The organism is Petroclostridium sp. X23 (assembly GCF_030013905.1).
Taxonomy (GTDB): Bacteria; Bacillota; Clostridia; order SK-Y3; family SK-Y3; genus X23.
In genome coordinates this window covers 1,311,345-1,325,434 of record NZ_CP124862.1, presented here as the reverse complement: position 1 = coordinate 1,325,434, position 14,090 = coordinate 1,311,345, and the positions used below count along the sequence as shown (strand labels likewise).

At 36.5% G+C, this 14,090-nt stretch carries 11 protein-coding genes and 1 riboswitch; all 11 genes read left to right on the top strand.

Going from position 1 to position 14,090, the window contains the following annotated elements:
- Nucleotides 1-166: 166 nt before the first annotated feature.
- The 11 genes from QKW49_RS06465 to QKW49_RS06415 all read left to right on the top strand — a co-directional run bounded on the left by QKW49_RS06465 (nucleotide 167) and on the right by QKW49_RS06415 (nucleotide 14,078).
- Complete coding sequence (locus tag QKW49_RS06465; RefSeq protein WP_282866736.1) at nucleotides 167-1,294, top strand: substrate-binding domain-containing protein; 1,128 nt, start codon at nucleotides 167-169, stop codon at nucleotides 1,292-1,294.
- Between the two features lie 89 nt (nucleotides 1,295-1,383).
- Entirely contained in the window at nucleotides 1,384-2,901 is a 1,518-nt protein-coding gene (locus QKW49_RS06460) for a sugar ABC transporter ATP-binding protein (RefSeq protein ID WP_282866735.1), read from the top strand.
- An 11-nt stretch (nucleotides 2,902-2,912) separates the two neighbouring features.
- A complete protein-coding gene (locus tag QKW49_RS06455) occupies nucleotides 2,913-3,908 on the top strand; it encodes an ABC transporter permease (protein ID WP_282866734.1) in 996 nt (331 codons plus the stop codon).
- A gap of 27 nt (nucleotides 3,909-3,935) precedes the next feature.
- Nucleotides 3,936-4,916: an ABC transporter permease gene (locus QKW49_RS06450; protein WP_282866733.1), complete on the top strand. Its 981-nt coding sequence runs from the start codon at nucleotides 3,936-3,938 to the stop codon at nucleotides 4,914-4,916.
- A gap of 37 nt (nucleotides 4,917-4,953) precedes the next feature.
- Nucleotides 4,954-5,667 (top strand): cyclase family protein, encoded by a 714-nt coding sequence (locus tag QKW49_RS06445; protein ID WP_282866732.1) that lies wholly within the window; start codon nucleotides 4,954-4,956, stop codon nucleotides 5,665-5,667.
- A gap of 108 nt (nucleotides 5,668-5,775) precedes the next feature.
- Nucleotides 5,776-6,447: a cyclase family protein gene (locus QKW49_RS06440; RefSeq protein ID WP_282866731.1), complete on the top strand. Its 672-nt coding sequence runs from the start codon at nucleotides 5,776-5,778 to the stop codon at nucleotides 6,445-6,447.
- Nucleotides 6,448-6,728: 281 nt separating this feature from the next.
- Entirely contained in the window at nucleotides 6,729-7,826 is a 1,098-nt protein-coding gene (locus tag QKW49_RS06435; protein WP_282866730.1) for an ABC transporter substrate-binding protein, read from the top strand.
- 80 nt (nucleotides 7,827-7,906) lie between these two features.
- The gene (locus QKW49_RS06430; protein ID WP_282866729.1) at nucleotides 7,907-9,727 is read left to right on the top strand and encodes a sensor histidine kinase; all 1,821 of its coding nucleotides are present in this window, start codon (nucleotides 7,907-7,909) and stop codon (nucleotides 9,725-9,727) included.
- Nucleotides 9,727-11,364 carry a response regulator gene (locus tag QKW49_RS06425; RefSeq protein ID WP_282866728.1) on the top strand — a complete coding sequence of 546 codons (1,638 nt, stop codon included), beginning with the start codon at nucleotides 9,727-9,729 and terminating at the stop codon, nucleotides 11,362-11,364. Before QKW49_RS06430 ends, QKW49_RS06425 begins: the two co-directional genes overlap by 1 nt.
- A 118-nt stretch (nucleotides 11,365-11,482) precedes the next feature.
- Nucleotides 11,483-12,634: an AbrB family transcriptional regulator gene (locus QKW49_RS06420; RefSeq protein WP_282868079.1), complete on the top strand. Its 1,152-nt coding sequence runs from the start codon at nucleotides 11,483-11,485 to the stop codon at nucleotides 12,632-12,634.
- A gap of 252 nt (nucleotides 12,635-12,886) precedes the next feature.
- A riboswitch (cyclic di-GMP riboswitch) is annotated at nucleotides 12,887-12,971 on the top strand.
- 105 nt (nucleotides 12,972-13,076) lie between these two features.
- The gene (locus tag QKW49_RS06415) at nucleotides 13,077-14,078 is read left to right on the top strand and encodes a substrate-binding domain-containing protein (RefSeq protein WP_282866727.1); all 1,002 of its coding nucleotides are present in this window, start codon (nucleotides 13,077-13,079) and stop codon (nucleotides 14,076-14,078) included.
- The last annotated feature ends 12 nt before the right edge of the window (nucleotides 14,079-14,090 follow it).

The following is a 14,090-nucleotide window of genomic DNA, read 5'->3' as shown; positions in this document are numbered from 1 at the left end:
TCCAAAAATATTCCCAATGGCCTAAAGTATTTCTATTCATTTTATGGTATATCACCTTTATAATCTTATATAGATAGAGAACATAATATAAATCATTATATGTCTATAAAGTATAATATATGTTCTCTGGTAAATAAAATTTAATAATCATTAAGGGGGATTTTCAATGAGAAAAAGTGGAGTTTTTAAATGGCTGGCAATCGTTATTACCATTTCATTGATGGTAGCTGCTTTTGCAGGATGTGGGTCAGCTAGCAAGAGTGCAGATGAGTCAGGGCAAAAGGCAGCAACTGAAAACGCCGATGCTAAGGGAGAACAGAAAGCAGCAAATGATAGTAAAAAAACAGAAGGTTTTAAAATCGCATTTAGTAATTCATATGTAGGTAACTCTTGGCGTTCTGAAAGCGTAAAAATCTTTGATTCCTATGCTGAACAATTGAAACAGGCAGGCGAGGTCAGTGAATATTATTCATCAAGCTCAGGGAATGACCCACAAGCACAAATCAATGAAATCCGTAACTTGATGTCAAAAGGGTATGATGCGATTCTGGTAAATGCAGCTTCTCCGACTGCACTAGCTCCGGTTCTTGAAGAAGCAGTTGACCGTGGTATTGTAATTGTAGCATTTGATAATACTGTTGATTCAGATAAAATTTATAATGTAAATACTGACCAGGTAGAGTTTGGTCGTATCGCGGCAAAATGGTTAATGGACCAGATTGGCGGTGAAGGAAATATCCTAATGATCAGTGGTATTGAAGGTACAACGGTTAGTAGAGATAGAGTACAGGGTTACAATGAAGTTTTAGATGAACACCCTAATGTAAAAGTACTTCAAATGGGTTATGGTAAATGGGATGATGCAGCAACTTCAGTAGTAATCAACAATATGTTGGCCGCTCATAAAAGTAAAGGTATAGTAGGAATATTGACTGAAGGCGGCGGAGAAAATGCAATATTTGAAGCACTTAAGCAGCATAATATTGATCCATCTACCGTACCTATGACGGGTGAAATGACAAACGGATTTTTCCGTCATATGAAAGAAGATGGCGTGAAGGGTATTGCTGTAGGTCAGCCGCCATACTTATCAGCCGCTTCTATTGATGTAGCTTTAAAAGCGTTAAAAGGAGAACAGGTTGATAAATTAACCTTGATTCCAATTCCAAATGCAACTTATGAAGAAGTTGAGAAATATTATGCACCTGGTCAACCGGATAATTTCTTTGTAGACTGGACCGATAAGGATAATAAATATAACTTAAAATTAGAACAGATACTGCCTAATAAATAATGAGTATAGAACGTTGGAGTAGGAGGATATAGCGAAAGCCATATCCTCTATAACCATCATAATGTCAATAAATATGAAGGAGTGTAGATATGGTACAGGAACAAAGCGGAGAATCAAAAGTACCATTGCTTGAATTGGTTGGAATCAGTAAAAACTATGGTGGCGTAAAGGCTCTGATAGAATCGGATTTTAAATGCGGTAGTGGAGAGGTACATGCAGTACTTGGAGAGAATGGTGCAGGAAAGAGTACGCTGCTAAAGATTTTATGCGGAGTAGTAAAAAAAGATACAGGAGTGATTCGTTTGCGGGGGGAACAGATAGAAATCAACTCGCCTAACGATGCTGAAAAACATGGGATTGCAGCAGTTTTTCAGGAACTATCCCTTGTTCAGGACTTATCCGTAGCAGAAAACATATATATAGGCAGGGAACCAAAAAACAAATACGGCTTGGTGAGTTTTTCAAAGATGAACGAAATGGCTGAAAAACTATTTGAAGAATTGGGTCTCCATATACAGCCGGAAGCAATGATTAGTGATCTGCCATTAGCACAGCAGCAGCTGGTTGAAATAGCGAAAGCACTATCAAAGAATCCTGATATCATTATTTTTGATGAGGCTACATCAGCACTGGGAAGTGAAGAAGTCAAAATATTATTTTCACTGATTAAGAAATTGACGGCGGAAGGTAAAACGGCAATATTTATTTCTCACCGGATGGATGAGTTAGAGCAGATCGCCGATTACGCTACCGTCTTTAGAGATGCCCGTTATATTACAACATTCAAGTGGGGAACAGTGAGCAACGAGCAAATTATCAATTGGATTGCAGGACGGAAACTGGAAGAAACCTATCCTAAGAAAAATAAGATCACATCAGATAACATTGCATTAGAAATCTCTCATCTGAGTTCCGGACGGCGTCTGAAAAATATTGATTTACAGGTAAAAGAAGGAGAAATATTGGGAATCGCAGGGCTTCAAGGACATGGACAAAGTCAATTTTTAAGAGCATTATTTGGCGCTTACCCTATCCAAAAAGGAGAAGTCAAGATTTTTGGTAGAAAAGTACATATTAAAAGTCCGGAAGAGGCCATTAAGGCAGGTATTGTTTTAGTTCCCGAAGATAGAAAAAATGAAGGCTTGCTATTGCCAAGATCGGTAAGAGAAAACCTAGCTACTATGGTTTTAAAGCAAATACAAAACATGGGGCTATTATCAACTGCTAAAGAGAATTCGATGATTCATAGTGCTGTTGAGATGTTAAAGATAAAAACCCCTAATCTGGAACAGGCGGTTGTGAATTTAAGCGGTGGTAATCAGCAAAAGGTAGTTATCGGCAAAGCGCTTTTGACAGAGGCAAAAATCATATTACTTGCAGATCCTACACGTGGAATAGATGTCGGAACTAAGGCTGAAATCTATCAGCTTATGAATAATCTCGCAAAAGAAGGAAACACCATACTTTTCTATTCTACAGAACTTGCAGAGTTGGTAGGCGTATGCAATCGTGTCATCGTATTTAAGGAAGGTAGAATCAATGGTGAGTTGACCGGCGCCGATATTGATGAGCATAGTATTATTAATGCTGCATTAGGGATCGCATAGGGAGGTGAAGGATGATGAATAAGAATAGTGTTCAAATATTTATGAGACGAAATAAAGAAGCAGTGTTAGCTTACGGGGTTTTATCAGTCGTATTGGTATTATTTGCTGCAAATCAAAATGATTTTTTTACGAGGTATGGCCCTCAATCTATTTTTAACCAGGTCATTACATTATGCATTGCTGCGCTTGCGCAAACAATCGTAGTATTAACTTCAGGAATAGATCTATCCATTGGATCGCGGATCGGATTAACAAATGCCGTTGCTGCAACCATTATGTATCCTATCTCTCAGGCACTGGGCAATGATTTTTTTGGTGTTTTAATAACTGTTATTATCGTCATGGTGGTCGGTATGTTGGCCGGACTATTCAATGGATTGGTTGTAGTATACGGAAGATTACAGCCTATTATTGTTACTTTAGCCACATCATCAATCTTTACAGGAATTGCTTTATACGTACGTCCTACACCGGGAGGAAAAGTGATTTCTTCTTATACACGTCTTCTAACAGGGCGTTTATGGATATATGTCCCGGTTTCCGCACTTGTACTGATACTTTTTGTATTTTTTGTATGGATACCTTTCAGAAGATCCAGATTATGTCAAGCAATTTATGCGATAGGAAGCAGTGAAAACTCTGCTTATTTTTCTGGAATTGATGTAAAAAGAACGAAATTATGGGTTTACACATTATCAGGATTGTTTTCTGCATGTGCCGGTTTGCTGCTAACTGCACAGACCGCATCAGGAGACCCTCTGGGTTGTGACCTTTTTACCATTAATTCAGTAGCGGCTGTTGTATTGGGTGGTACTTCCTTAGCGGGAGGAAGAGGAGGTTATATGGGATCTGTTGCCGGAGCCATTATTCTATCTCTGGTTTTAGGATTATTAATATTCTGGGGTGTACCATCATTTTATCAAAATGCGGTACAAGGATTAATACTGATCTTGGCTCTTGGCTTAGGCATACTACAAAAACTCAAAAAAACAACAGCAACTGATTAATGATTACAAGTAATGAGGGGGGTTAAAATGAAGAGCGCATTGACAGAGAATATATCACATTTGGCACCGGACTGGACAGCAAAAATAAAACAGTCCAATGTCATAAAAGTATATATCACTATGGTTACATTATATTTATTGTCAGGTATTCTGGAAACAGATTATTTTTCCATGGATCACATCATGCAGACACTAGTTATTGCATCATTTTTAGGTATCGTAGCCATGGGGCAAACACTGGTTGTATTAACAGGAGGTATCGATCTTTCAGTAGCTTATGCATTGAATTTAGGTGCAGTCATGATGACGCAAATTACCTCTGAAATGGGGGGGGCCGCTGCTGCAGTGATAGTTATTATAACTGGTCTGATGATAGGACTTGGAAACGGACTGGGAGTTGCATATCTGAAAATCTCACCTATGATTATGACATTAGCGATGAACAGTATTCTAAAAAGTGTAACCTACGTATATACAGACGGTACACCAAAAGGGTCGGCACCGGAATGGTTGAGGTTTCTGGGTACCGGTTCCGTTCTTGGAATAAAAGCTGCAGTCATTGTTTGGATTATATTAGCGGTAATCGTGTTAGTGCTTTTATCAAAGACAGCATTCGGTAGAAAAATATATGCTCTGGGAAACAGTGAAAGTACTGCCTATTTATCAGGTATTAATAATAAAAGGGTCATTATCTGTTTATATGCTTTAAGCGGGATGTTCGCGGCAATAGCCGGTATGATGATGACTGGTTTTTCGGGACTTGCTTATTTGGGGATGGGGGATGCGTTGCAACTTTCATCTGTTGCTGCGGTGGTTATTGGAGGGACATCTATACTAGGTGGAAAAGGTGGTTACTCCGGGACAATGGCAGGAGCTGTTATTATCTATCTTCTTCTTAGTATTTTACAAGTATTGGATATGAAGGATGCAGGGCGTCAAATCATATATGGTATGGTTATCTTGGTGGTGCTTTTCATATACGGCAGGCAAAAAGATGCAAGGGCATAGTAAGTAATATATCGCTAAAATTTTACGAGGTGGTAATATGAAAAATATTAGTTTGCTCACAGAACTTCTAGAAAAAATGGAAGTGGTAGAGTTATCTCATAAGCTGGAGGAGCATATGCCTATATGGCCTACTCATTCCAGGTTTTATAAAACATTATGGCATTCATACCTACACGGGGATGCGGCAACAGATTATCAACTGCTGATCAATGAACATCATGGTACCCATATCGACTCCCCGGCGCATTTCATGAAAGATGGTGAAGCCCATGTATGGATAGATGAAATACCTTTAAAGAATTTTTGGGGCCCTTGTGTTGTAATAGATGCATCTTTTATAGGAGCAAACGGCACACTAACCGATCAGCATGTAAAGGATTGGGAAGAAAAAAATGGGGATATATGTAAAAATGATATTGTGTTGGTATCTTTCGGATGGGCTAAATTTTGGAAGAAAAGACCGGACTCTTATCAGTTTACACATGATTGGCCGGGAATCGGTGCTTCAGCAGCACAATATCTTGTGGAAAAAAAAATCAAGATGCTAGGCGTTGACACACTTGCAGCCGATGGTTATGGTATAGAAGGAGACCCAGCCCACCATATACTATTGAGTAAAAAGATACCTATTATAGAGAATCTGAATAATCTGGATTTAATTCCTTTGCGTGGATATTTCATGGCTCATCCGCTTCCTATTACAAAAGGCTCGGCATCCCCGGTCAGAGCCATTGCTTTCATAGAGCGTTAGGACAGATAGTAAAAGACTATTAACTAGAAGAAATACAGAGTATTTCAACAATAATTAATAATTATTCACTATTAATTATTAATTTAAAACATTAACGTGAGGTGCAATATGTATAAATGTCTTTCTTATCAGATAAATGGTGATGATCCTAAATGGCCCGGTAATCCTGAACTGAGTTTCCAGCGTTATGAATCCATTGCAGAGGGTGATATAGCAAATACCTATAAAATGAGCCTATTCAATCATAATGGTTCACATATGGATGCACCTAAGCATTTTAATGATAGTGGGTTGAAGATCAGTGAACTTCCTTTAGAAAAGTTTATTTACGAAAAACCATTATTAATTGATGTCCCAAAATCTTTTGGACAATTAATCACTATTGAAGATTTGAAACCTTATGAAAGTGAAATCAAACAATCGGATGTATTAATGATCCGAACAGGGTTTTCTGCAAATCGAGGCAGTGAGCCTGAAAGGTATACTTCTGAAGGCCCAGGTGTAAGTTCTGAAACTGCAAAATATATGATAGAAAATTTCAGTAATCTGAAAGCTATAGCCATTGATTGGATTTCACTGGCATCCTATGCACACATGCAGGACGGATGTTTAGCACATGAGTATTTATTAGGTAAGTTTACTGAAAATTATATCTGCATTATTGAAGATGTGAATTTTGATGGGATAGAGGCAGATCAGATTAAAAGAGTTTTTTCAATCCCGTTATTTATAAAAGAGTTGGACAGTTCACCAGTCACAGTCATTGCTGAAATAGAATAGTAGGCAGAGTAATACGTTAAAATCTCCCTTGCTTGTAAGCTTAATTATCAAAAAAGGTGATAACCGGTGAAGGGAGGCATATCTTATTAGTACCCCCAAACGCTCGTATTAATAAGATTGTCTTCCGTCAAATAATTACGCTTATAGGTAAGAGGGGTTTTTTTATAATTAAGGAAATATAAGTTTTGTTTTTTATTCTAGGATTTGCTAGAATAACTATAAAAAAGGATACATCATTTTCATGAAATAAATAGGCAGTTCCATTTGGGAGGAGATTGTTTGTGTGCAGGGATTGGTCATGTCGAAAAAAAAGGTTAACAATCATACTTGTTTTAATAGTATTGATAAATTTAACAGGTTGTTCTCTATTTCAATTTGAATCCAAGTCTGCAATAGATTTGAAGAAAGATGACCAAGCAAAGAAAGTCTCACTCAATAGATCATTCATAAAATATCGTGTCGGATTCAGCAATGGATTTTCCGGTAATTCATGGAGGGCGCAGATGCTGGCTTCACTCAAGCAAGAATCCGCCAAATATCCTGAATTGGAATTGATTATTCTAGATGGACAAGGCAATATAGGAAAGCAAGTGAATGATATAGAGAGTTTAATTACGCAGCAAGTAGACGCAATTATGGTTATTCCAACGTCTACCGATGCGATTAGTCCTACTCTAAAGAAAGCGGTGGATAAGGGGATAAAAGTGATTAATTTCAATCTGCCCTTAGATGATCCTGACAGCTATACGGTATATGTAGGACCGGATGAAAAAGAGAAAGGCCGTAGATGGGCTGAGTGGTTAAGCAGTAAACTAGATGGTAAGGGAAATATTGTGGTATTAGGAGGTATGCCGGGGAATCCGGGTACCGCAGCGGCATTGGAAGGTGCAAGAGAAGTTTTTCAAAAAAGCGATATTACCGTATGCGCTTACCGTGATGCATATTGGCAAGAAGACCGGGCAAAGGAAATTATGCTGGATTTAATCAATACCTATGATCAGATTGACGGTGTATGGAGTGATGGAGGGCAAGTGGCAACGGGTGCACTCAAGGCATTATTGGCAGCTAACCGCCCCTTGGTTCCCATCACGGGAGATGATTATAATGGGTTGCTGAAAATGTATATGACGTATCATCAACAATATCCGAAATTCGAGTTTGCTGTCATTTCTTCTCCGACATGGCAAAGTAAAATTGTTTTGCAAACAGCGATAAAATTGATAAATGGTGAAAAAACCGATAAGTGGATAAAGCTTAAGCCTATTATTATTACAAAAGAAAACATACAGCAATATATAAAAACGGAATTGGAAGATTATATTTTTGTAGATACAGACTTACCGGATGACATATTGAAAAAAATAACCAATAATAACTAGGCTGGTTGAAGAATTAACGTGTAATAGATTAATGTGAAATAACTTTAAAATGTTGTTATACTGACTTGGAGATGAGTGGTTTGAAGCGAATTGTGAGTAGGGTTAAATTATGGTATCGAAATCTGTCATTAGCAAAAAAAATTCACCTATCAAATCTTGCTGTGATTACCATTCTTATTATCATTTCCGGATTTTTTGCAAATAGAGTAGTGAATGATATTATTGTAAAGAGAACGCTGAACAATTCAAAGCAAGGTTTGAATAACATCATAGAGAATTTAAATCATTTACTGGATGATGTTGAGAAAACATGTCAGGAGTTGGTAGAACATAAAAAGGTACAGGAAGTCCTAAGCAAGCCCAAATATGCCGATACTCCCGAAGGTTGGGATAACTATGTTGTGGTGCGGACGATTATGGAAAATATCACATCAATGAAAACAGTTATCAATTCAGCGTCCATTTATGGTATTGATGGAAGGCTTGTAGGATCAGGATTTATCAATACAAATGAATTTCCAAACCATAGAAATCTTAAAGGAGAACTGGTCCAACAAGCTTTTGAAGGAAAAGGAGACAACATTTGGCTGGATAATAATCTTGTGCCGTATCAAATAGATATCTCGGCAGATCAAAGCATTACCATGCTAAAAGCGGTGATGAAGTCGGGGATCAGTACGGACTATGTTTTAGGTGTATTGGAAGTGAAAATCAGTCAAAATATATTTTCAAAATTATATACCTATTTGGATTATGCAGGAGTAGGCCGCTTTATCATTGTGAATAAGCAGGGTATGATTATTTTTCCGGATAAAGATAATAGCTTTTATGATAATCTTGTGAAAGAAAACTTTGTTCATTTAACATCGAATCATGAAATAACGGGAAGAGTATATAATTATCAGAAGGAAAGCTTTTTAATATCTTCTAACAGATTTGAACGTTTGGGATGGATCATCATCGGGATTATTCCATTGGATGATCTTATCCAGGATAATAAAAAAGTAACCAATATAATCTATTTTGTGGGTGTTATATGTATCCTTCTTCAACTAGTTTTCTCAATTGTCATGTCAGAATCTATTTCAAAGCCCATTACCGATTTGTGTGATTCTATGATGAGCGCGGCCCAAGGTGATCTTGAAGTGAGAGTGAATATAGTAAGAAATGATGAGATAGGTTATTTATCTAAAACGTTTAATAAAATGATAGATCAGATCTCTCAGCTTATGGAACAGGTATATATCGATCAAAAGAAAAAGAGGGAGTTAGAGCTGCTTTCTCTGCAATCTCAAATTAATCCCCATTTTCTTTATAATACATTGGAAAGCGTTTGTTCGCTTGCTCAGCTTGGCAGAACAGAGGATGTGTTTAGTATGTCAAAAGCCTTAGCGATGTTTTATCGGGGAGCGTTAAGCAAGGGGCGTAATATTATTGACATACGTGAAGAAATTAAAAATATTCAGCATTATCTGACCATTCAAAAAATAAGATATATGAATAACTTTGATTATCAAATAAGGGTAGAAGAAGATATTTTACCTGTAAAGATTATTAAGCTGTCAATTCAGCCGTTAGTTGAAAACGCTATATATCATGGTATAAAAGGGATTAGAGGGAAAGGTAAAATATGGATTGTTGGCAGAAAAAAACAAGATACTATTATAATATCGGTGATTGATAATGGGATAGGGTTAAAAGAGGATCAGCTTCATGAGATGCTGCTGAATATTAACAATAGATTAGACAAACACAGCTTTGGACTGAGAAATGTAGATGAGCGTATAAAGCTGTATTTCGGGAATAAATATGGTCTTCGTGCAGATAGTCGATTAGGTAAATGGACAAAAGTAGATATTATCTTACCATTAAATTATGACCTTAAGGAGGAAAATCGATAATGATCCCGGTAATGATTGTAGATGATGAGTATTTACTAAGGAGTTTAGTACGCCATTCATTAGATTGGGAAGGCTTAGGATTCGAAATTGTAGCCGAAGCTGAAGATGGGGAACAAGCTTTAAAGATGGTACAAGAAAGCCAGCCTCAGCTTATGGTTGTTGATATTAATATTCCTTTTATTAATGGTCTTGAATTATCACAAATAATACATAACCAGTATCCTCATATAAAAATAATTATTTTGACAGGATATGAAGATTTTGAGTACGCAAAAGAAGCCATTAAGGCAGGCGTGTTAAATTATATCCTAAAGCCTATAGATGAAGAAGAATTTAGGCAAGCCTTGATAAATGCTAAGAATGTAATACAAAATGAGAGTGCACAAAGAAGATATATCAGTCGTTTGCAAGAAGAAGCGGAAAACGGATATGCAATCGCTAAAAGACAATTTCTTAATATGCTGATATCCAGTCCTGAAGAAGCAGGAAAGGAATATTTTAGTGAGAAGATAAAGAAATTTAAGATTAATATTACTTCACAAAATGTGCTGGTGATAGTATGTGAAATTGACCATTTGCATGAAAAATGGATGGATGAATCGGATCAGCAGCTTTGGTCGTATGCATTATATAATATTACGGAGGAGCTCTTGGCAGAATATGGACATAACGTAGTGTTCCAAGGTCCGCAAAATCGTATCGTAGTTATTTTAAATGAGAAGGATGAAGATTCAGTTGGCAATATTAAAAGCTATTATGACTGTTGTAATAAAGTTTTGAATATGGTGAAAAAATATCTTGATTTTACCATAACCATTGGAATAGGGACCGGCTATCAGAAGTATACCGGAATATATTTTTCTTATAAGGAAGCGATTAAAGCATTAGAATATAAATTTTTTAAAGGCAATGACCGTATTATTGAGTACAGGATGATTACACAGAAAAATTCTACAAATGACATCTTTATTTTTGAAGATAAGGACAAGATACTTATAGACTTGAGAACAGGTAACTGTCAAGACATTTATATTCAAATTGATGAAGTATTTAATCAAATGATGCATAAAAAAATTCAGAAACATTATATACAAATGACTGCAATGGAACTTGCATCCATAGCCGTAGAATTTGCTATTGAAAATAATCTGCATATAACGAATATATTAAAAACCGAAAAAGATATTTTCGATATTATTAAAAATAGAGAAACAATCAAAGAGATTATAGAGTGGCTTAAGGATTTTTACCAGCAGATATTGGATTATTTACATAAAAATAAAAAATCCAGTACGCTCATCATGGTTGAGAAAGCTAAAAAATATATAGAATCAAATTATTCACAACCCTATATAACCCTTGAAGAAATTGCGGAAAGTATCTTTGTCAATGCCACCTATATCAGCAACATTTTTAAGAGGGAGTTGGGATATTCCATTATTGAGTATCTGACACAATACCGGTTAAAAAAGGCTAAAGAGATGATGGATGCTGATAAAACCATGCAAATTATAGAAATCGCCAATTCGGTTGGGTATACCGATCCATATTACTTTAGTAAGTGCTTTAAAAAATACTATGGGTTATCACCTTCTAAATATATGAAAAAGAAGTTGGGAACGCAGAAGATAGTTTGAAAATGTTTCTGGATTTTTTACAAGTATAGATTTATAATGGTAAGGTATCGATGATAAAGGTGTTGTGGATTATCGAATATAGACCAAAATATCTGGAGGTAACTGCTCTGTGCAATATATGATATTGACATTACTGATAGGCGGCATAGGCGCTTTGATCGGCATAAAGTTAAAGATACCGGTAGGTGCAATGATAGGTGCAATGGTAGCTGTATTAATATATAATGTTTTTACTCAGCATGCATATATGCCGGAGATGGGCCGTAAAATTGCGCAAATTGCAGCTGGAGCACTGTTAGGTTCAAGAATCAAGCGAAAAGATATATATGATCTTAAAAAAGTTCTTATGCCTACTGTTATATTGATTTTCGGTATGATCATACTGAATTTTTCATTTGGATTTCTCATCAGCAGGATTTCAAATCTTGATCTTGCTACGGCCTTATTTGCTACAGCGCCTGGAGGACTTTCAGATATGGCCCTTATTGCCGATGATCTTGGTGCCGATTCTCCAAAGGTAGCACTTTTGCAGCTGTTAAGGGTAATAGTCATTCTAAGTGTATTTCCTACACTATTTAAGCATATCTGTTTTTTTACACCAAATAAAAAGACTAAAGAAACGAAAAATCGTACGAGTGACCAGGGGTCTAACGGACTGAATAGTGAACAACTCTTAGTACAAGCCGATATCAAAACCGATGAGGATAGAGAGAGTTCGAATACAGAAGAAATTCAGCAAGAAACAAGCAATGAATATGAGATAGGAAAGCATAAAGGTGTAAATCTATTCTTTACATTATGTATCGCTTCGCTTGGAGGTATGATAGGAATCACTTTTAATATACCGGCAGGCGCAATGATTATTTCAATGGTTGCAGTGGTTGTTTTCAACCTTTCTTGCAAAAAGGCATATTTCCCCGGAAGTTTAAGGATCATTACACAAGCTGCTACCGGTGCTTTAATCGGTTCAAGAATGACAAGGACCGATTTATTAGGATTAGATGATATCATTATTCCGGCTATTGTAATGATATTCGGGATGCTGTTGCTGACATTGATCATAGGATATGCGATTCATAAGCTTTGTAAGTTTGATTTGGTTACCGCATTGTTGGCAAGCACACCCGGGGGACTTCAAGAAATATCTATAATTGCTGAAGATTTTGGGGCGGATGCGCCAAAAGTAGCCGTACTTCATTTGTTCAGATTAGTTACCGTTATCAGTTTATTCCCTATTTTACTAAGGTATGTATGTATGCATTTTGTATAGTGTTGCTTTAGTGAGGAGTGGGGAATGGATAGTGAGGAGAGCGTAAAGACTCCCCACTTAATGGTTGCTGATGTAAATTCTTTGTCATAATCTATATACAATACTTCTTGGTTTCATGAAAATAATAGCAAAAAAAGTTTGCATTCAGAAGGAATTTCTGTTTGTTTGTCGAAATATATATTATAGGGTCAGAGAATTATTGGAATATAGGACTAGAGTCCTAAAATGAATATTGAACTGCTGAAACATTATCATTGACAATAGCACATCCACTGAAAAGTGGTGCCGCAAAGCCATGGGTCTAAGGATATATCTCTATGATTGCCAGGCTGCCAAAAATAATTGATTTTATGCCTGGTTATATGAAGGTGCCTGTTCATTTATCGGTACCTTTTTTGTTTTAGACATAATTTACATAATATTCTCATAGGTGGTGGTTTTGTTGAAAAATGTAATTATTTACATCATGTGTTTCATTATAAGCATTATATTCTTGGGATGTAGTAAAGAAGTGGAGAACCATACCGGAAGTTTAGTAGTTGAAGAAAAGACTACAGCAGACAATAGGGATAATTTATCGAAAAGACCTAAAAAAACGATTGCATTGGTTATGAAAACGTTAACCAATCCATTCTTTATTGACATGGAAAAAGGTGCGCGAAAAGCAGAAGCTGAATTTAAAGTAAATCTTTTGGCAAGAACAGGTGCACAAGAAACATCTATTGAACAACAGATTGCGATTGTTGAAGAACTGATTGATTTAAAGGTAGATGCTATTGTTATTGCGCCGGTACATTCTGCAGAACTTGTACCAGTCCTCAAAAAGGCTCAAGATGCTAAAATTCCCATTGTTAATATTGATAATAGGCTTGATGTAAGAATATCAAAAGAAGCGGGGTTGGTAGGTGTTCCGTTTGTTGGTGTTGATAATGAGTTGGCTGCCTATCAATCTGTAAAGTATGTTGCCGATAAGATCACCAAGCCTACCAAAGCTGTTATCATAGAAGGCATACGGGGATCGGACAATTCCGAGCAGCGTAAAAGAGGTGCGTTAAGAGCTTTAAATCAAAATAGAAACATTGATTTGGTGGCAATTCAAACTGCCAATTGGAAAATTGATGAGGCTTATTTTACTGTATCCCAAATTTTCAAGAAGTATCCGGATATTGGCTTGATCGTTTGTGGAAATGATATGATGGCACTGGGTGTAGTAGAATATCTAGCTAAAGAAAATAAAAATAATGTTTTAGTGACTGGATTTGATGCTCTACAAGAAGCGTTGCAGGCTATTCAAGAAGGTGCTATGCAGGTATCGGTCAATCAACAGGCAGACATCCAAGGATATAAAGGAGTTGCGTATGCTGTTAAGCTCTCGGAAGGAGAACAGGTACCGGAAGAAACCTATATTCCGGTGAAAATAGTGAATGCTGAAAACGTGAAGTGATATTTTAAATTC

Coding starts and splice junctions, on each gene's coding strand:
- QKW49_RS06420 (WP_282868079.1), top strand. CDS start 11,483: ATGATATTGACATTACTGATAGGCGGCATAGGCGCTTTGATCGGCATA.
- QKW49_RS06425 (WP_282866728.1), top strand. CDS start 9,727: ATGATCCCGGTAATGATTGTAGATGATGAGTATTTACTAAGGAGTTTA.
- QKW49_RS06455 (WP_282866734.1), top strand. CDS start 2,913: ATGATGAATAAGAATAGTGTTCAAATATTTATGAGACGAAATAAAGAA.
- QKW49_RS06450 (WP_282866733.1), top strand. CDS start 3,936: ATGAAGAGCGCATTGACAGAGAATATATCACATTTGGCACCGGACTGG.
- QKW49_RS06465 (WP_282866736.1), top strand. CDS start 167: ATGAGAAAAAGTGGAGTTTTTAAATGGCTGGCAATCGTTATTACCATT.
- QKW49_RS06460 (WP_282866735.1), top strand. CDS start 1,384: ATGGTACAGGAACAAAGCGGAGAATCAAAAGTACCATTGCTTGAATTG.
- QKW49_RS06440 (WP_282866731.1), top strand. CDS start 5,776: ATGTATAAATGTCTTTCTTATCAGATAAATGGTGATGATCCTAAATGG.
- QKW49_RS06445 (WP_282866732.1), top strand. CDS start 4,954: ATGAAAAATATTAGTTTGCTCACAGAACTTCTAGAAAAAATGGAAGTG.